This is a genomic window from Geovibrio sp. ADMFC3 (genome assembly GCF_054687035.1).
The window spans coordinates 377,779-396,002 of record NZ_BAAFZG010000002.1 but is presented as its reverse complement, the minus strand read 5'-3'; the positions used below and the strand labels follow the sequence as shown (position 1 = coordinate 396,002).

Below are 18,224 nucleotides of genomic sequence, written 5' to 3'. Positions count from 1 at the left end.
TATGTATTATGTGCTGCTGATTCTCACTCTTCTTATTCTCCATGTTCTCGCAAGTTCTGTTCTGGGGTTTCTTAACCCTGTTTCATATGTACTTATCGTTTACATAGCTGTGCTTGAAAAACTGGATGAAACAAACTATATATGGCACGCAGTTTTGTTTGGTCTTTTCAGTGATTTTATCAGAGGCGGCTATCTTGGTCCCGGAGTCCTGATCTACTTCTTTTACGGAGTTCTCACAATAAAGGCAGGCGTATTTTTCGACATGCAGAAATTCCTGTCCAGATTTTTTTTCCGTTTAGGACTTGTGGCTGTCCATGTTTTTCTAAATATGGCTATGAATGATTATCTGAAAACACCGTTCATAAGTGCATATCTTTACTATCTGCTTATAAACACTCTTGCTTTAGCAGCGCTTGTGTTAATCACGGAGGTTACCGGTGCTTTTAAAGGTGCTGAAAGACGAAGTTCTGGAATATTATAAACGCAGAACCTACTGGGCTATGGCTCTTGTCATTGCTGTGTTTGCAGGTTTGATAATGCGTTTGGTTTATCTTCAGATACATGAATACGATAAATATAAGAGACTGTCTGAGAACAACCGCATCCGAATAGTAAAGGTGCGTGCAGACAGAGGGTTTATATATGACCGTAAAGGCAGACTCCTTGTGAAAAACACCCCAAGCTATGAGCTTAAGGTGGTAAAAGAGGATGCCGGAGATATTGACGAGCTTCTGAAGGAGCTTGCAAGATATGTTCAGATAGACCGTGACTATGCTATGAAGTCCATAAAAAGGTCATATTTTTATGAACCAGCCGTAATAGCAAGAGGACTCACTTTTGAGCAGGTCGCTGAGATACTGGAAAACTACAACGACTTCAAGGGACTTGAGGTTGATATTGAATCTGTAAGGGAATATATGGACAGCAAGGCTCTGAGCCATATTCTCGGTTATCTTTCAGAAGTCACGGAGAATGACCTTAAGACAGACCTTTCATATTCCAGCGGGGATATGATCGGAAAAACAGGAATAGAAAAAGTTTATGAAGAGGATCTGAGAGGTGTTGACGGTGCCAGACAGGTTGAGGTTGACAGCTATGGTCGTCCTATCAAAACTCTTTCAGAAAAACATACCATAACCGGAAATGATCTTGTACTCACTCTGGATATGGATCTTCAGAAGGCTGTTCATAACATCTTTGAAGGGAAAAAGGGCGCAGCGGTGGTTCTGGATGTTGAAACCTTCGGTGTTATGGCTCTTTATTCCGCCCCGACTTATGATCTCAATATTTTTTCCCCTTTTCATACTTCTGAAGAAAGAGTCTCTGTTATGACAGATCAGGACAAGCCTCTCCTCAACAGAGCTATAGAGGGTGCTTATCCTCCCGGCTCTGTTTATAAGGTGCTTATGGGCATGGCGGGACTGCTTGAAAGAAAGATAACTCTGGATACTGTGGTGAACTGCACCGGAGAGATGAGATACGGAAATTTCACTTACAGATGCTGGAAAAAAACAGGGCACGGTCCTATGAAGCTTATAGATGCCATAGCGGAATCGTGTGATGTTTACTTTTACCAGCTTGGGCTTAATTTAGGTATTGATGATATAGAGAAATATTCCACAACTCTGGGTCTGGGCAAAACCACAGGGATTGATCTTCCCAATGAAAAATCAGGCTTTTTCCCCGGAAGAGACTGGAAAAAACGCAGGTTTAATGAATCATGGTATCCGGGTGAAACAATTATTACCAGTATCGGTCAGGGGTATATGACAACAACTCCTCTTCAGGTTGCGGTAATGCTTGCCGGAATTTTCAACGGCGGTAAGGTTATGAAACCAAAAGTTGTTGAATTTGTACATAATCCTGTTACGGATGTTAAGATACATACCCCGATGGAAACTGTTTCGGAGATTGAGATCCCTAAATGGATTGTTGATTCCGTTATGGACGGAATGGTCAAAGTTATTTACGGAACCAGCGGGACAGGGTACAGAGCAAGAGTACACGGAATAACCTATGGCGGGAAAACAGGGACAGCACAGGTTGTTTCCTTAAGCAAAACAGAGCATATGGAAGAGGATGAAATACCTGAATTCATGCGGGATCACGCATGGTTTGGTGCTGTTGTGCCGGAGGACAAACCGAAGTATGCCATAGCTGTTCTTATGCAGCACGGCGGTTCCGGCAGCAGAAGTGCTGCTCCTGTGGCCGGGGCGATAGTTAATAAGCTTGTGGATTTAGGATATGTTAGGACTGAACAAGAAGGAAATTGAAAATATAGATAAAGCTCTTCTGACTATTATAGCAATAGTTCTCACAATGAGCTGCGCCGCTGTTTACAGCGCATCATTTGATGCTCAGGCTGATGTGATAAGAGATTTTTATGAGAAACAGGTTCTCTGGGTTGTGTTGGGATTTGTTGTTTTTTTTCTTATCTCATGGGTAGGGCATCAGAGGTTTGTGAAATACCTTCCGGTGCTTTATATTATAGGCTGTGTGGCTTTGTTTATGGTGCTTCTCATGCCTCCTATCATGGGGGCGAGGAGATGGCTTATAATAGGCGGTTCAAGGATACAGCCTTCTGAGTTTTTCAAGTTTATATGGGTGCTTACTCTGGCAAGAATGTTTATAACTTATGATGGCTTGAAGCTGGGTTTTAAGGATATTTTCATTAAGATTCTTCCGCTTCTGCCTCCGTTCATTCTTATATTCCTTCAGCCTGATCTGGGTACGGCAGGAAGCTTTCTTGCTATATGGGGTCTGGTTATTCTTTTTATCGGAATAAAACGGACTCCTATGGTGTTTGCTGCTGCTTCTGCGGCGATACTTCTCCCTGTTATGTGGATATTTCTGATGAAGGATTATCAGAAACAAAGGGTTCTTACCTTTCTTGATCCTGAAAAAGACCCTTTCGGTTCAGGCTATCACGTTATTCAGTCGAAAATAGGCATAGGCAGCGGAGGAATCTGGGGTAAAGGGTTCATGGAGGGTACACAGTCCCATCTTAAATTTATACCCGAAAGGCATACCGACTTTATTTTTTCCGTTGTTGCGGAAGAAACAGGTCTTGTGGGAGCTTCAATCATCATCTGCATGTTTCTGTTTATGATCATCCGCATACTCAGTATCTCAATGGAAACAAGGGAGGCATCCGGCAAAGTTATATGTGTTGCCGTTGCCTCGTACATATTTTTTCAGTTTTTTGTAAATGCCGCTATGACAATGGGTATAATGCCTGTTGTGGGTATCCCTATGCCCATATTCAGTTACGGCGGTTCATCTTTGCTTACATTCATGGCTATGCTGGGGCTTGTAAACAGTGTGGCCATGCGAAAATACAATCCAATAGGCGCGTAATTAATGCTTGATAATTCTCTTTTAACAATATCAAAACCCTCAAGGTACGTGAACCATGAGATAAACTCCGTTCACAAGTCGAAAGAGGGCAGGCTTTCGTTCTGCCTTGCTTTTCCTGATGTTTATGAAGTTGGTATGAGCCACATAGGCTTTAAAATGCTTTATGAAAGGCTCAATTCATCTGACAATATAGTTTGCGAGCGGTTTTTTATGCCGTGGACAGACGCAGTTTCGGAGCTTGGCGAAAAGGTTTTTGTTTCCCTTGAATCAGGATACGGGCTGAAAAGCTTCGATGTCCTCGGATTTTCTCTTCAGTATGAACTGTCATATACAAATGTTCTCCACAGTATGAAGTATTCAGGCATTCCTTATTTCTCAGCAGAAAGAGGGGAGAGTGATCCGATAGTTACTGCGGGCGGTTCGTGCGTAATGAACCCTATGCCTCTTAAAAATATAATTGACGTATTCTTCATAGGAGAGATGGAAGGGGAGATAACCGATATTTTTGACAAACTCTCCGAAATGAAGGGCGAAAGCAGAAAAACCAAGCTTGAGTACCTTAACAGTCTGCCCTTTACGTATGTTCCGCTAATTGAACCTGACAAGACGGTAAAAAGAAACGTTTACACCGGTTTCAGCGATGATGTGACCATAAACAGTTTGATAGTTCCCATGATGCCCGCCGTGCAGGACAGGGTGGCGGTGGAAATATCGAGAGGATGCACCAGAGGCTGCCGCTTTTGTCAGGCAGGATACATATACCGCCCGTCCCGTGAGAGAAGCATCGAAGCTATCGCAAACGACGCACTGCGTCAGCTCGCCTCAAGCGGATATATGGAAGTTTCCATGCTTTCTCTCTCCGCCGCTGACTACAGCAGGCTTGAGGAACTGCTTGTTACCATGACAAGGCTTATCAGTGCAGAAGGCTCGTCTCTTTCTCTCCCTTCCATAAGGGCAGACAGAATACAGGAGTTCATTTTCAGGGAACTGGCAAAGGTTCGTAAATCCGGCTTTACCATAGCTCCCGAAGCAGGTTCGCAGAGACTCCGCAATGTAATAAATAAAAACCTCACAGAAGAGGATATAATATCCGCAGTTACCAAAGCCGCCGATGCAGGATGGAACGGTGCGAAGCTCTATTTCATGATAGGTCTTCCCTTTGAGACAGATGAAGATGTGCTTGCCATAGCTGATCTTGCTCACCGTGTTAAACGTGCTGTGGGAAAAGGCAGGTTTGATATCAAGGTATCCGCCTCAAATTTTGTTCCCAAGCCCCATACACCTTTTCAGATTTTTCCGCAGAATACTGCGGCGGAGCTTAGGCGCAAACAGATGCTCCTCTCTGACAGACTGAAAAGCTACCGTATGCGCCTTAGCTGGCATGATGTTGAGCAAAGTGTCATGGAGGGAGTTTTCTCCAGAGGCGATGAAAGACTTTGCAATGTTCTTGCTCTTGCCGCCGACAGAGGACTGATGTTTGACGGGTGGAGCGAATGCTTTGATTCTAATGCATGGAAACAGGTATTCAGAGATCTGGGATTCACAATGGAGGAGTTCGCCTCCAGAGAGTTTATGACGCAGGATAAACTTCCTTGGAGCAATATAGATTCCGGTGTTGAGTCCGGCTTTTTTGAGAATGAATACGAAAAGGCACGGGAGGAAGCCGTTACGGAAGACTGCCGTGAGGGCTCATGCACAAACTGCGGCGTATGCGACTTTAAAGAAATTCTTAATGTTTATGCAGGTGACAAAATTCCGGAAGAAACAACACCTAAGGAACCGGAAGAGACCTTCCACTATGTTTTTTATATAGAAAAACGCAAGGCAGGTAAGTTTTTGTCTGCAATTGAATCTGTCCGCCTTTTCACTCACGCTGCCCGCATATCGGAGATAAAGCTTGCTTTCACTCAGGGGTTTAATCCCCAGCCGAAGATGCGCTATCTTATTCCGCCTCCAGTTGGTGTGGAATGCTCCTGGGATCTTCTTGCTCTTGAGTGCGGCAGACTGAACAACTTCGGCGAAGTGCAGAAGAAGATAAACTCAATTCTGCCTGATGGTGTGAAAGTCAAAAGGATCATGCCTTATAAGGTAAATGAGAAGAAAGTAAGCTTCGCAGGACGCTACCGTTTGGGCGGCGAACTGCCTGTGGTGCTGGATAAGCTTATTGCTGAGGATAAAGCCTTTTATATGAAGAAAGACAAAAAAGGCAGAGATAAAAAGGTTGAGCTTTCTGAATTTCTTCTCCACAGACAGAAGGATGAGATTGTTCTCCTCTCCGGTGAAACAGGTTCTTTCAACCCTCTTGAGTTCTTTTCATATCACGGGTTAAGCAGAGCAGAGCTTGATGTGGAACGCAAAAACCTCTACATGTTTCCAAAGCCAAGACAGGAAAAAAATACAGCGGAAGAAGCTGAAGTGGAAGATGACGAAAGCTGAGAAGTTTCGTCCGTTTTTTGAGGAGCTGTATAAAAAATACAACAAACCGGAGTATGTGGGCACAGACCCGATAGTTTACCCCTGCACAGTTCAGGGCAATACCGAGTTTGTGGCATTCTGCTCAAGCTGTTTTGCATATGGGAATGTGAAGGCTATTCAGGGTTTTCTCATGACTTTTTTCAGTGAATTCGGAACAGATCCGTTTAAGCTTGAGGATAAACCCACAAGGCTTTATTACAGGTTTCAGAAGCCTGCGGATGTCCGGGCTTTTGTACTCGTTCTCAGGGATCTTTACAGTGAACACGGCTCCATCGAAAACGCTTTTGCCTCAATGGGGGCAAGCCTTGAGGAGTCTCTCATAAACTTTGTTATCCATATGAAGAAGAGGGGAAAAGCTTACGGCGGCGGAAAAGGGTATGACTTCCTTTTCGCTGATCCGGTTAAGTCCGGAGCAAAGCGCCTGCGGATGTTTTTACGCTGGATGGTGAGAAAGGATGAGGTAGATTTCGGCTTATGGAAAAATTATACTTGTAAGGACTTGCAATTTATCATAGACACACATATATTAAGATTCGCATATAAGAACGGGATAATAAAGAATGATTCCGGAACGAGAAAAAATCTTGATACTGTTACAGATTTTTTCAGAGCAATGAATCCTGAAGACCCCGCTAAATATGATTTCGCCGTGTCCCGTCTGGGAATAGCCTTTGGCTGCACATACGGTGCGGATGAAAAGTGCGCATCATGCGCTGAAAGAGATTTATGTCCGTTTAATGAAGAATCAGGATAGTAATTGAGAGCAAAACAATCTTAATTACTATGATTGACAAACGGATGAATTTGTATACTATAACTTATAAGTTATTAAGGAGGAAACAATGGCTGTTGAACTTAATGAGTCAACCTTTCAAACTGATGTGGTAGAGAGCGATCTCCCTGTTCTTGTGGATTTCTGGGCTGTCTGGTGCGGACCCTGCAGAATGCTTACTCCCACAGTGGAAGCGCTGGCAAATGAATACGCAGGCAAAATAAAGGTCGGCAAAGTAAATGTGGACGAAAACCAGCAGCTTGCTGCAAAATACGGCATCATGAGTATCCCTACTGTCATGGTCTTTAAGGGCGGCAAAGTGGTTGAGCAGTTCATCGGCGTTCAGCCCAAAGGCGTTTATGAGGACGCTATCAAGAAATATATCTAAGGGTTATTCATATGCCCTTTTATGAATACAGGTGCAAAGACTGCGGTACGGAGTTTTCCCGCCTTATTTTTAAGGAAGGAGAGCCTGTTCCATGCACAAAGTGTTCGGGAACAAATGTTGAGCGTATGGAGAATGTGAAGCATTCCGGCGGATGTGTCTGTTGCACTCCCAAAGGGTGTTTTCCTGCGTCTTCAGATGCTTCCGGCAACTAGCGCTGTTTAGCAGCAGTATAAACATAAAAGATTTCAGAGCCTTCCGTGTATATTATGCGGGAGGCTTTTTTATTTTTAATATTTTCTGCGTTATATGATTGTGTACGGATTAACGTTATTCGATTGACATAGATGGCACACTGAACTAAAAAATAAATATCTTTTTGACAAAATTTGCGGGCTGCCGTAAAAATGCGGTTTTGCTCCACTAAACTGAAAGAAGGGGTAGTACATGAAGAAAATTCTTTTGGCACTTTTAACGGCGGCTCTCTGTACCGCGGGTGCTTTCGCTGCTGACAAGCAGATCAAGGCTGGCTTTATCTATGTCGGACCTGTAGGCGATGCAGGCTGGACCTACGCACATGATCAGGGCAGACAGGAAATGGAAAAGCTTCCGTATGTCGAAAAATCCACTTACATCGAATCAGTGCCCGAAGGCGCTGACGCAACAAGGATCATCACCGGTCTTGCTAAAAAAGGACACAACCTGATCTTTACCACCAGCTTCGGTTATATGGACCCGACAATTGAAGTTGCTAAAAGAAATAAAGACATCATTTTCATGCATTGTTCCGGCTATAAAACAGCAGAAAACGTTGGCGCTTACTTCGGCAGAATGTATCAGCCCCGTTACCTTTCCGGTGTTGTTGCCGGTAAAATGACTAAATCAAATGTGGTGGGTTATGTCGCCGCTTTCCCTATCCCTGAAGTTATCAGAGGAATAAATGCTTTCACTCTCGGCGTAAGGAGTGTAAACCCCAAAGCCACAGTGAAAGTTGTATGGACACACACATGGTTTGACCCGGGTAAAGAACGTGAAGCTGCTGAAAGTGTTCTTGATGCCGGGGCAGATGTTATAACAATGCATCAGGATACTCCTGCCCCTCTTCAGGCTGCTGAAAAAAGAGGCGCATACGCTATTGGATACAACGTTGAGATGAAAAAATTTGCTCCCAAGGCATATCTCACTTCACCGGTATGGAACTGGGGCGCTCTTTACACTATAGTTGCAGAACAGGTAAGCAAAGGAACATGGAAAAGCGAGCAGATCTGGTGGGGAATGGAACACGGACTTGTAGACCTTGCTCCCCTTACTGACCTTGTTCCCGCAGATGTTAAAAAGATAGTTGAAGAAAGAAAAGCTGCTGTTAAAAACGGCACAGTCAAAGTATTCACTGGTCCTCTCAAAGACCAGTCAGGCAAAATCGTTGTTCCCGAAGGCAAAACAATGACAGACGCCGAAATGCTCAGCATGAATTTCTTCGTTGAAGGAGTTCAGGGCTCACCTAAATAATAAAAAATAGGGGCGGTGCAGGGTGTAAAATCTCTGCACCGCTTTTTTATTTTTAAGGGATCACATTGAAACCGTATCTTAAACTTGAAAATATCACAAAAAGCTTTCCGGGCGTAAAGGCGCTGGATAATGTCTCTCTGAATTGTTACGAAGGGGAGATTCATACCCTCCTTGGCGAAAACGGAGCGGGTAAAAGTACGCTTATGAGCGTACTGGCAGGGCTTTATAAACCTGAAACAGGGAGTATTTCTGTTGACGGCACAAAGGTTTTAATCTCCTCTCCTTCTGAATCGCTAAAATATGGCATTGGTATGGTTTATCAGCATTTTATGCTGGTGAGAAACCATTCCGTAATGGAGAATATCCTTCTTTCTCTTGATAACCTCCCGGGGATAATAAACAGGGGTGAGGTATTTGAAAGAACGAAGAAAATTCTTGATGATTTCGGTCTTGATATAAACCTGAATGAACCTGTTTGGAAGCTTTCCATCGGTGAACAGCAGTGGGTGGAGCTTATTAAGCTTCTTGTCCGTGACTGTAAAGTGCTTATCCTCGATGAGCCAACTGCGGTTCTTACTCCGCAGGAGGCGGATATTCTTTTCGGCTTTCTTAAAAAACTGAAGAGTCAGGATAAGTCGATCATCTTCATTTCCCATAAAATGCGTGAGGTTATGGAGCTTTCCGACCGTGTAACTGTTCTTAAAAAGGGCAGGACTGTCAAGTCGCTCACCGCAGGTGAATTTGATGAAGCTATGCTTGCGGGGCTCATGATCGGCTCAGACGATGTGCCCCACTGGGAAAAAACATCTAAGGCATTTGATCAAAAGGTTCTGGAAGTTAAAAGCCTTTCTGTTGAAAACGATAAAGGTCTTTCAGACGTGAAGGGGATAAACCTTGAGCTTTTCAAGGGTGAAATTCTCGGAATAGCCGGAGTTGCCGGAAACGGACAGAAAGCCCTTGCGGAGGTTCTCACTGGACTCCGCAGACCTTCCGGCGGGCAGATTATCGTCAACGGCGAGGACTTTACCAACCATAAAGGCAAAAATCCTTACATCGCAGGCATTGCCCATATCCCTGAAGACAGAAAAGCGTTCGGTATTGCTCCTGAAATGAGTGTGGATGAAAACCTTATCCTGAAAAGTTATAAAGACAGTAAATTCAAAAGCTTTTTCATGCAGAACGCAGGAGCAATAAAGCGTAATGCAGAGGAGCTTATATCCAAGTTTGCCATAAAAACAGGTCCTGCGGGTTCTCCTGTCCGTCTTCTTTCCGGCGGAAATATACAAAAGGTCATAATTGCCCGTGAGCTTTCCCTTAACCCTCTCGTTCTGGTTGCTCTATATCCGACCAGAGGGCTTGATATAGGCTCTGCGGAGTATGTTCACAAAGTTATTATAGACGCACGGGAAAGCGGAATGAGTACGATCCTTATATCTGAGGATCTGGATGAGCTTCTCAAACTTTCAGACCGTGTGGCTGTTATGTTCAGGGGAGTTATCACAGGTGTTGTTAAGCCTGACACAGCCACCAGAGAGGAGATCGGACTGATGATGAGCGGAGTGAAAAATGCGGATAAGATTTGAAAAAAGACTGGAAGCCTCAAAAACTTTCCGCATAACCGCACCTTTTGTTGCTGTGGCTTTTTCTCTATTGACTGCGGGAATAATTATGCTTTTTGCGGACATAAACCCGCTTGAGGCATACAGAGATATGATCATGGAAGCCCTCGGAACATCATACGGCATAAGCGAAACACTTGTTAAGGCAACACCGCTTATAATATGCGGGCTTGGCATATCAGTGGCTTTCCGTATGCAGCTCTGGAACATCGGAGCGGAAGGACAGCTCGTTATGGGCGCCATAGGCGCATCCGGCATTGCTTTATTTTCAGGGATTGAAAACCATCTTCTGATGATAACAGCAATGATAGCGGGTTCAATGATTTGCGGCGGTCTATGGGCTGTTGTTTCGGGCTTTTTAAAGGCAAAATACAGAGTTAACGAGATTATAGTTACTCTTTTAATGAACTATATTGCTATATCAATACTTTCACTGCTCATTTACGGCAGGTGGAAGGACCCGTCAGGGTTCAATTTTCCTCACTCAGCTCAGTTTGCTGAAGCAGCAAGGATGTCATATTACTTCGATTCAAGGCTGCATACAGGTTTTTTCATAGCTTTGGTTCTGGTTTTTCTTGTGTATATATTTATGGAAAAAACTGTGTACGGTTATGAGATCAGGGTAATAGGCGACAACCCCAACGCCGCTAAGTATGCCGGGATGAATATAACAACCGCTATTATAGGTACAATGTTTCTGAGCGGCGCCATAGCAGGTATAGCAGGATTCAGCGAAGTTTCCGGAGTTCAGTACCGTTTGCAGGAAGGGGTATCTATCGGCTACGGATATACAGCTATAATTGTTGCGTGGCTGGCGAGACGCTCTGCTTTGGGCGTGCTTATCGTTTCTCTTATAATGGGTGTTCTGCTTGTGGGTGGTGACAGCCTCCAGATCATGTGGCAGCTTCCTGTGGCATTTGTAAACCTGTTTCAGGGGTTGATTCTCTTTTTTGTTCTGTCGTCAGATTTTTTTATAGCCAATAAAATGCGGATTATTTGGGGCAAATCATGATAGAAGTTTTGCTTGATGCAACCATAAGAGCGGGTACATCAATCCTTTTCGCCACAACAGGCGCAATAATTATGGAACGCTCCGGTGTTATAAATCTTGGTATAGAAGGGCTTATGCTAATAGGCGCTCTAGCGGGCTTTGCCACTGCTAATATCACAGGGAGCCTGTTTCTGGGAGTCTGTGCTTCTTTCCTTGCTGCCCTTGCCGCAGGTGCGATTCACGGGCTTATTACGGTTTATCTCAGGGGAAACCAGATCGTCAGCGGTCTGTCGCTTACAATGTTCGGTATAGGCTTTACGGCTCTTTTCGGTCAGAAGATGGTGGGGAAAACGATCACAGAGTTCTCCAGAGTTGAGATCCCTTTTCTGTCGTCTATACCTGTTATAAATCCTCTCTTCAGGCAGGATATGCTTGTTTACTTCTCCATAGTTCTTGTCATAGGCGTTCACCTTTTTTTCCGCCGGACAAAATGGGGGCTTTATCTTCGGTCTGTGGGCGAAAACCCCGCAGCGGCGGATACATCTGGTATAAGTGTTACCAAATACCGCATGATGGCTGTTCTTGTGGGTTCAGGTTTTGCCGGAATAGGCGGTGCTTACCTTTCTCTTGCCTATACACCTTTCTGGGTGGAAAACATGACGGCGGGCAGGGGATGGATTGCTGTTGCCCTTGTTATCTTCTCCCAATGGAACAGCACCAGAGCTGTTTTCGGGGCTTACCTTTTCGGCGGTATAGATGCGCTCCAGCTGAGGATGCAGGCTATGGGAACAGATATTTCCTCCCATGTGCTGCAGATGCTTCCATACCTTTTTACTATTATAGTTCTTGTAATATCCACAATCAGGCTCGGCAAGGGTACTACACCTGAACCGGAAAGCCTTGGTATTCCATATGACAGAGAGGACAGAAAATGAGAAAAGCAAGCGAAGCTCTGCTTGAGAGAATAAAAAAATACGGCAGCGTAAACGGCGAGGTCGTCAAGGTTGATAAATTTATCAACCATCAGGTTGATATAGAACTTTTCCGCATCATGGCGGATGATATGGCGCAGCATTTTAAAAATGCCGGACTTACCAAAATAGTTACTGCGGAAACCAGCGGAATAACCATAGCTCATCCTTTGGCGGAGGCGCTGGGGATTCCCTACATTTTTGCCAAGAAAAAGAAACCCATTACAATGGCAGATTTTTACAGTGCTGAAAGCTATTCCTTTACCAAGCAGGAGAACACTACTCTTTACGTCTCAAAAGAGGTTCTCAGCAGTGATGACAGGGTTATATATGTGGATGATTTTTTCGCCAGAGGAAACACCCTGAAGGCTGTGAAGGAACTTGTCGCTCAATCAGGTGCAGAACTTGTCGGCTGTGCGGTTATCATAGACAAAAAAGGGGAAGAGGGTGTGTATTCGATCCTCACTCTGGAAGAAATAAAAAACAACTGTTAATTATAACGGCAGCCTAATCCGCTGCCTTCTTCTCCTTTCTCCTTTCTTCTTCTTTAATTTTTTTTTCGCAGATCCATTTATCAAATTAACGAGAGTATCTCAAACAGTATCGATGTTCATTTTAACTTGACACCTTTGTTCACTCGTATAAAAATTAAATATTGGAAATGATTATAATTTCTGCGGAGGTGTGCTTATGCACAAAACAATCTTAACGGCGCTCAGTGCCATGCTTTTATCACTCTTTATTTACGGCTGCGGCGGAAGCAGCAGTAGCAACAGCGAACCATCCGCCCCCTCATCAACAGGTGTTTTTGTTGATGCACCTGTGGCGGGCATAGCTTATTCCACTTCACCCAGCGGGTATTCAGGTTTTACCGATGCGGAAGGTAAATTTCTGTTCAATGAAGGCGATACTGTAACTTTCAGAATAGGCAATCTTGTTCTGGGAAGTGCGCCTGCGGCCACTTATATCACCCCTTTTGATATAACAGATCATAACAATGCTGTTCTTATTGCCAGACTTATCCAGACTCTCAGCTCGGTGGATAACGGTACTCTTATAATGAATGAAACGGCTGTGGATGACATTAACGGTCTTGTGACTGAGGAAACAGAGCTTGACGATTTTGCTGGCAGCTTTGACACTCTCAACCTCATAGACGAGGATGTGGCAATAGGCAATATGAACTCCGATGCACTTTACGGTGTATATGCTGCCGAAGTTAATATTGTGTGCGATGGTGAGGATAACACAACTGAAAGATTTGTAGCTTATTTAACCGGAGGCTCAGTTAATGTTTATGCCATTTCTACAAAAGATTTAAAGCAACCACCTGCTCTTTCTTCCGGTTTATCTTCATCCTCAGCGAAAGATACTCCTAAGTGGGGTCTGGACTTTTTTTCCGGTAATCTGACTGATCCTAATTCCGCTGTTCTTCGTCAATACACAGAAACAGGTATGCCTGAATATAATATGTCTATGGAATACACGGATTCCAGTGAGTTTCTTATGACTTTTTCACCCAAGGACGGCTCATGCACTGCAACTGCAACCATGGTACGTGTTGTAGGGGCTAACTCTGCTGATCCCACATGCTCAAGCGTTGATATCTCTGTTACAGATATGCCTTTCATTTCTCGCATTATAAGCAGCAATGACCCTACTGAAATAGAGGAAGACAACGGCACAGTGACTATTGTGCAGGATGGCTGCAACGTTACACTCACCGAAGGAGATGATACTTTCAAGGGGTTTATAGATACCAGCACGTACAGCATTATGTTTTTCGGAAAATATATTGATGATAATGAAGAGAATATAGAGATGATTGCTCTTAATTACGAGTTCGAGGACCAGACTCTTTCATTTAACGGTTCTGTAATCGGTATAGAGAGAAGCTTAGGCTCAAGCGAACCTGCCGAATGGGAAGCTGAGGAAGTGCGTATTGGTAACGTATTCAATTAATTGTTTGTAATTAAAAAATAAAGCGGAAGGTTCTGCCTTCCGCTTTTTTTAGTTTAAAAAGTCGTGGAGTTTTTTCCGCATGGCTTTCTTGCGGAGTTTTGATAATGCTCTAGCCTCAAGCTGACGCACTCGCTCACGGCTTATTTTAAGCATATCGCCTATTTCTTCCAGAGTTTTCGGAGCGTCACCTTCTATGCCGAAACGAAGCTCTATAATCTTTGCCTCACGCTCGGTAAGTTCATCAATAATGTCACCAAGAGCCTGTTTAAGGGTTTTGGAGATTATATCTTCTTCTATACTTTTAGAGCCTGATTCAAGGAGATCTATAAAAGAACGGTCTTCTCCGTCTTTTATGGGTGCTTCAAGCGAGAGATAGTTCCTTGAAACACGCAGAACATTTTCAATGTCCGCCTCTTCCATGCCGAGGTATTCGGCAAGCTCGCTGTTTGTCGCCTCACGCCCTAGCTGTTTGCTGAGTTTTTCTATGGCGCCGTTTATTTTGTATAATATTCCTGCCTGTTTAATAGGCAGCTTCACTGTTCCCGACTGTTCCGCCAGAGCCTGAATGATAGCCTGGCGTATCCACCATACTGCATAGGAGATGAATTTTACTCCTTTGGTATGGTCGAAGCGTTTTGCCGCCTCCACAAGTCCTAAATTGCCTTGATTTATCAGATCAGAAATAGGTAAACCAGTGTTCCTGTAGCGGTTTGCGATTGAAACAACAAATTTGAGATTTGAGAGTATAAGAGTATTAAGAGCATCTTTATCGCCCTTTTGTATTCTTTCCCCTATCACAAACTCCTGCTCTTTTGTCATCGGTTTGTATTTGCTGATGCTGTTAAGATAATGCTTCAGCGTGTTTTCACTCACAGGAGGCGGGGTGTCATTGTGAATTACTTCTTCAACCTCTGCGGATTCAGCAGTGCTTTCAGTCTCTTCGGTTTCTTCCTGCTCTTCCTGAAGGTCGTCAAGTTCATGATCCATTTTCAACTCTCAACCTTTATATAACTTATGAAAGTATATCAAATATACCACATTTTGAAACAAAAATCATTTCCGTATATAGTTTATTTATAAAAGCTTTTTTCATGAATATAAAAAAGGCGGGGTGCTGCCCCCGCCTCTTTTCAGGAGGTTGTACTGAAGTTCATGCCGGTTTGACCATAGGTCAGTTTTATTTTCTGTTCTGCTTTTATGTCACCTTTTATAAGTGCTTCCGCCAGTTTGTTTTCCACAAGTTTCCTTATGGCTCTTTTCATGGGTCTGGCGCCGAAAGCAGGATCAAAACCTGCTTTTACTATTTCTATAATGACAGAATCATCCCAGACAAGTTCAACAGAATTTTCACGCATCCTAGCAGCAAAATCTCTCATAAGCATTTCTGCAATATTATGAAGATGTTCCTTATTAAGAGGGTGGAATACAATAATATCATCCAGCCTGTTAAGAAACTCCGGTTTAAAGAATGATGAAAGCCTGTTCATCACCACGTTATCGATGAACATATATTTCTGTTCCATAGAGCTTTCTTTGGCAAATTCTTCCTGTATCTCCTGCGATGCGATGTTTGATGTCATTATTACTACACAGTTTTTAAAGCTTACTGTTCTGCCTTTGGAGTCTGTTAGCCTGCCGTCATCAAGCATTTGGAGCAGTATGTTAAAAACATCCGGATGCGCTTTTTCTATCTCGTCCATGAGTATGACAGCGTATGGTTTGCGGCGTACTCTTTCAGTAAGCTGTCCGCCTTCATCATACCCCACATATCCGGGAGGCGCTCCGATAAGCTTTGCTACTGCGTGTTTCTCCATGTACTCACTCATATCTATGCGGATCATGGCGTCTTCTGAGTCAAACATGAACTCAGCAAGCGCTTTTGCCAGCTCTGTCTTACCGACGCCAGTGGGCCCAAGGAATATAAATGAACCAATGGGTCTGTTCGGGTCGCCAAGACCGGCTCTGTTTCTGCGGACTGCTTCACTCACTGCTTTTATTGCTCTGTCCTGTCCTATGACCCTTTTGTGGAGGTAGTCTTCCATGTTGATGAGCTTGTCGGCTTCCTCCTGCATGAGCTTGGTCACAGGTATTCCTGTCCATTTGGAAACTATGGCGGCTATGTCTTCCTCGTCCACTTCCTCTTTGAGCATCTTTTTACCGCTCTGAATTTCGGCGAGTTTTGCGTTAGCCTCTTCAAGTTCTTTATCAAGCTGGACAAGCCTGCTGTATTTTATTTCTGAGGCGAGGGCGAAGTTTCCTTCACGTTCGGCCTTCTGCATTTGATGCTTTTCCTCTTCTATATGCTCTTTTATCTCTCTGGACTTTTTGATAAGTCCTTTTTCGTTGCTCCAGTGGGCTCTGAGTCTGTCAGCCTCAGACTTGATATTGGCAAGCTCTTCCTCAAGTTTGACCAAGCGGTTTTTACTCACATTGTCAGACTCACGTTTAAGTGCCTGTTTTTCTATCTCAAGCTGTGTGATCTTACGTTCTGTTTCATCAAGCTCTGTGGGGAGGCTGTCTATCTCCATTCTAAGTTTTGCTGTGGCTTCATCAATAAGGTCTATGGCTTTATCGGGCATAAAGCGGTCGCTTATGTATTTCTTTGCCAGATGAGCCGCCGCCACAAGTGCAGAGTCTTTTATACGCACCCCGTGGTGAACCTCATATTTTTCCTTGAGTCCTCTCAGTATTGAAACGGTATCCTCAACACTGGGCTCTTTCACCATTACTGGCTGAAAACGTCTTTCAAGGGCGGCATCTTTTTCAATATGTTTTTTGTATTCATCAAGGGTTGTTGCGCCTATACAGTGCAGATCGCCCCTCGCCAGAGCGGGCTTTAGCAGATTGGCGGCGTCCATCGCTCCTTCTGCCGCTCCTGCACCCACAAGAGTGTGCATTTCGTCTATAAAAAGGATTATTTCTCCCTCTTTTTCCCTTATCTGGGTGAGGATAGCTTTGAGCCTCTCCTCAAATTCGCCCCTGAATTTTGTTCCTGCGATAAGCGCACCCATGTCAAGGGATGCAACAGTTTTATCTTTCAGGGAGTCCGGCACATCGCCGTTTACTATTCTGTGCGCCAGTCCTTCAACAATAGCAGTTTTGCCGACACCCGGTTCGCCTATCAGAACGGGGTTGTTTTTTGTCCTGCGGGAGAGAACATGCACAACACGCCTTATTTCCTCATCACGCCCGATAACGGGATCAAGCTTACCTTCTCTGGCAAGGTTTGTGAGGTTGATTGTGTATTTTTCTATGGCGTTCATTTTACCTTCAGGGTTCTGGTCTGTAACCTTGGCTGAACCTCTGACTTCCTTTATCGCCTTTTCCACGGCTTTCTTATCCGCTCCTGTCTGAGAAAGCAGGGTGCGCAGTCTGTAGCCTGCGTTATCAATTATTCCGAGGAGAATATGTTCAGTAGAGACATACTCGTCCCCGAAGTCTTTTATTATTTTAAATGCCTTTTCCAGTGCCTTGTTGCAGTCGGGCGAGAAATACTGCTGACCCGAACCGCTGACGGTGGGCAGGGAGTTTATTATGTCGTCTGTGCCTGCTTCCAGAGCATTCACATTTACCCCTGCCTTCTGGAGAAGAGGCTTCACAAGCCCGTCCTCCTGTTTTAAAAGGGCAATAAGAAAGTGTTCGGGCTCTATCTGCTGTTGGTTTTTTTCAGAGGCGAGGGCAAGAGCCTGCTCTGCTGCCTCCTGCGCTTTTATGGTCATTTTGTTGAAGTTAATCATTGTAAACTACCTCCTTGTGAGGCTTATTCTTTTTCGATTTTGATTTTAATTATTTCTTTCGGCGGAGAGGGAATCAGAGCCTTTTCCGCCTCTTTTGCCTTCATCTCCTCACCCATACGCTGCCGGACATATTCTTTCATACCCTCAAGCTGGGCGTGGAGTGTTTCTATCTGCTCACGCATATTCAGAATAATTTCGATTCCCGCAAGGTTTACTCCCATGTCTTTTGAGAGGGTCATTATAAACTTTAGCCTTTCAATATCCTCATCGGAGTAAAGCCTTGTATTTCCCACTGTGCGGGAAGGGGTTACAAGCCCCATACGTTCATACTGGCGCAGTGTCTGCGGATGAAGTTCCAGCATTTCCGATACTATGCTTATTACATACAGAGGTTTATTTGCCATATGTCACCTTGCTGAGGTTCCTTAAATATTCTTTTCAGGAAA

At 44.2% G+C, this 18,224-nt stretch carries 16 protein-coding genes; 13 read left to right on the top strand and 3 right to left on the bottom strand.

The window, feature by feature from the left end; all coding sequences use genetic code 11:
* Position 1 precedes the first annotated feature (1 nt).
* The 13 genes from ACYRYY_RS02115 to ACYRYY_RS02055 all read left to right on the top strand — a co-directional run bounded on the left by ACYRYY_RS02115 (position 2) and on the right by ACYRYY_RS02055 (position 14,041).
* Positions 2–481 (top strand): hypothetical protein, encoded by a 480-nt coding sequence (locus ACYRYY_RS02115; protein ID WP_460213842.1) that lies wholly within the window; start codon positions 2–4, stop codon positions 479–481.
* Positions 438–2,273, top strand: a complete 1,836-nt coding sequence (gene mrdA, locus ACYRYY_RS02110; protein WP_460213841.1) for a penicillin-binding protein 2 — start codon at positions 438–440, stop codon at positions 2,271–2,273. Before ACYRYY_RS02115 ends, mrdA begins: the two co-directional genes overlap by 44 nt.
* Positions 2,245–3,357 (top strand): rod shape-determining protein RodA, encoded by a 1,113-nt coding sequence (rodA, locus tag ACYRYY_RS02105; RefSeq protein WP_460213840.1) that lies wholly within the window; start codon positions 2,245–2,247, stop codon positions 3,355–3,357. Before mrdA ends, rodA begins: the two co-directional genes overlap by 29 nt.
* A gap of 3 nt (positions 3,358–3,360) precedes the next feature.
* Positions 3,361–5,793, top strand: a complete 2,433-nt coding sequence (locus ACYRYY_RS02100; protein ID WP_460213839.1) for a TIGR03960 family B12-binding radical SAM protein — start codon at positions 3,361–3,363, stop codon at positions 5,791–5,793.
* Positions 5,780–6,586 (top strand): TIGR02757 family protein, encoded by an 807-nt coding sequence (locus ACYRYY_RS02095; protein ID WP_460213838.1) that lies wholly within the window; start codon positions 5,780–5,782, stop codon positions 6,584–6,586. Before ACYRYY_RS02100 ends, ACYRYY_RS02095 begins: the two co-directional genes overlap by 14 nt.
* Before the next feature lie 88 nt (positions 6,587–6,674).
* Entirely contained in the window at positions 6,675–6,992 is a 318-nt protein-coding gene (gene trxA / locus ACYRYY_RS02090; protein ID WP_460213837.1) for a thioredoxin, read from the top strand.
* 11 nt (positions 6,993–7,003) lie between these two features.
* The gene (locus ACYRYY_RS02085) at positions 7,004–7,204 is read left to right on the top strand and encodes an FmdB family zinc ribbon protein (protein WP_460213836.1); all 201 of its coding nucleotides are present in this window, start codon (positions 7,004–7,006) and stop codon (positions 7,202–7,204) included.
* A 232-nt stretch (positions 7,205–7,436) separates the two neighbouring features.
* Positions 7,437–8,498, top strand: a complete 1,062-nt coding sequence (locus ACYRYY_RS02080; RefSeq protein WP_460213835.1) for a BMP family ABC transporter substrate-binding protein — start codon at positions 7,437–7,439, stop codon at positions 8,496–8,498.
* Positions 8,499–8,563: 65 nt separating this feature from the next.
* On the top strand, positions 8,564–10,081 hold the full coding sequence (locus ACYRYY_RS02075) for an ABC transporter ATP-binding protein (RefSeq protein WP_460213834.1): 1,518 nt from the start codon (positions 8,564–8,566) through the stop codon (positions 10,079–10,081).
* Positions 10,065–11,129, top strand: a complete 1,065-nt coding sequence (locus ACYRYY_RS02070; RefSeq protein ID WP_460213833.1) for an ABC transporter permease — start codon at positions 10,065–10,067, stop codon at positions 11,127–11,129. The genes ACYRYY_RS02075 and ACYRYY_RS02070 overlap by 17 nt, the downstream gene beginning before the upstream one ends.
* On the top strand, positions 11,126–12,043 hold the full coding sequence (locus ACYRYY_RS02065; RefSeq protein WP_460213832.1) for an ABC transporter permease: 918 nt from the start codon (positions 11,126–11,128) through the stop codon (positions 12,041–12,043). Before ACYRYY_RS02070 ends, ACYRYY_RS02065 begins: the two co-directional genes overlap by 4 nt.
* On the top strand, positions 12,040–12,573 hold the full coding sequence (gene xpt, locus ACYRYY_RS02060; RefSeq protein ID WP_460213831.1) for a xanthine phosphoribosyltransferase: 534 nt from the start codon (positions 12,040–12,042) through the stop codon (positions 12,571–12,573). Before ACYRYY_RS02065 ends, xpt begins: the two co-directional genes overlap by 4 nt.
* Before the next feature lie 196 nt (positions 12,574–12,769).
* On the top strand, positions 12,770–14,041 hold the full coding sequence (locus ACYRYY_RS02055) for a hypothetical protein (RefSeq protein ID WP_460213830.1): 1,272 nt from the start codon (positions 12,770–12,772) through the stop codon (positions 14,039–14,041).
* Between the two features lie 48 nt (positions 14,042–14,089).
* Here ACYRYY_RS02055 and ACYRYY_RS02050 read toward each other — a convergent pair whose 3' ends face one another.
* The 3 genes from ACYRYY_RS02050 to ACYRYY_RS02040 form a co-directional block, all read right to left on the bottom strand.
* Positions 14,090–15,028: a sigma-70 family RNA polymerase sigma factor gene (locus ACYRYY_RS02050; protein ID WP_460213829.1), complete on the bottom strand. Its 939-nt coding sequence runs from the start codon at positions 15,026–15,028 to the stop codon at positions 14,090–14,092.
* 143 nt (positions 15,029–15,171) lie between these two features.
* A complete protein-coding gene (clpB, locus tag ACYRYY_RS02045) occupies positions 15,172–17,778 on the bottom strand; it encodes an ATP-dependent chaperone ClpB (protein ID WP_460213828.1) in 2,607 nt (868 codons plus the stop codon).
* A 23-nt stretch (positions 17,779–17,801) separates the two neighbouring features.
* The gene (locus ACYRYY_RS02040) at positions 17,802–18,182 is read right to left on the bottom strand and encodes a heat shock protein transcriptional repressor HspR (RefSeq protein WP_460213827.1); all 381 of its coding nucleotides are present in this window, start codon (positions 18,180–18,182) and stop codon (positions 17,802–17,804) included.
* Positions 18,183–18,224: the final 42 nt, after the last annotated feature.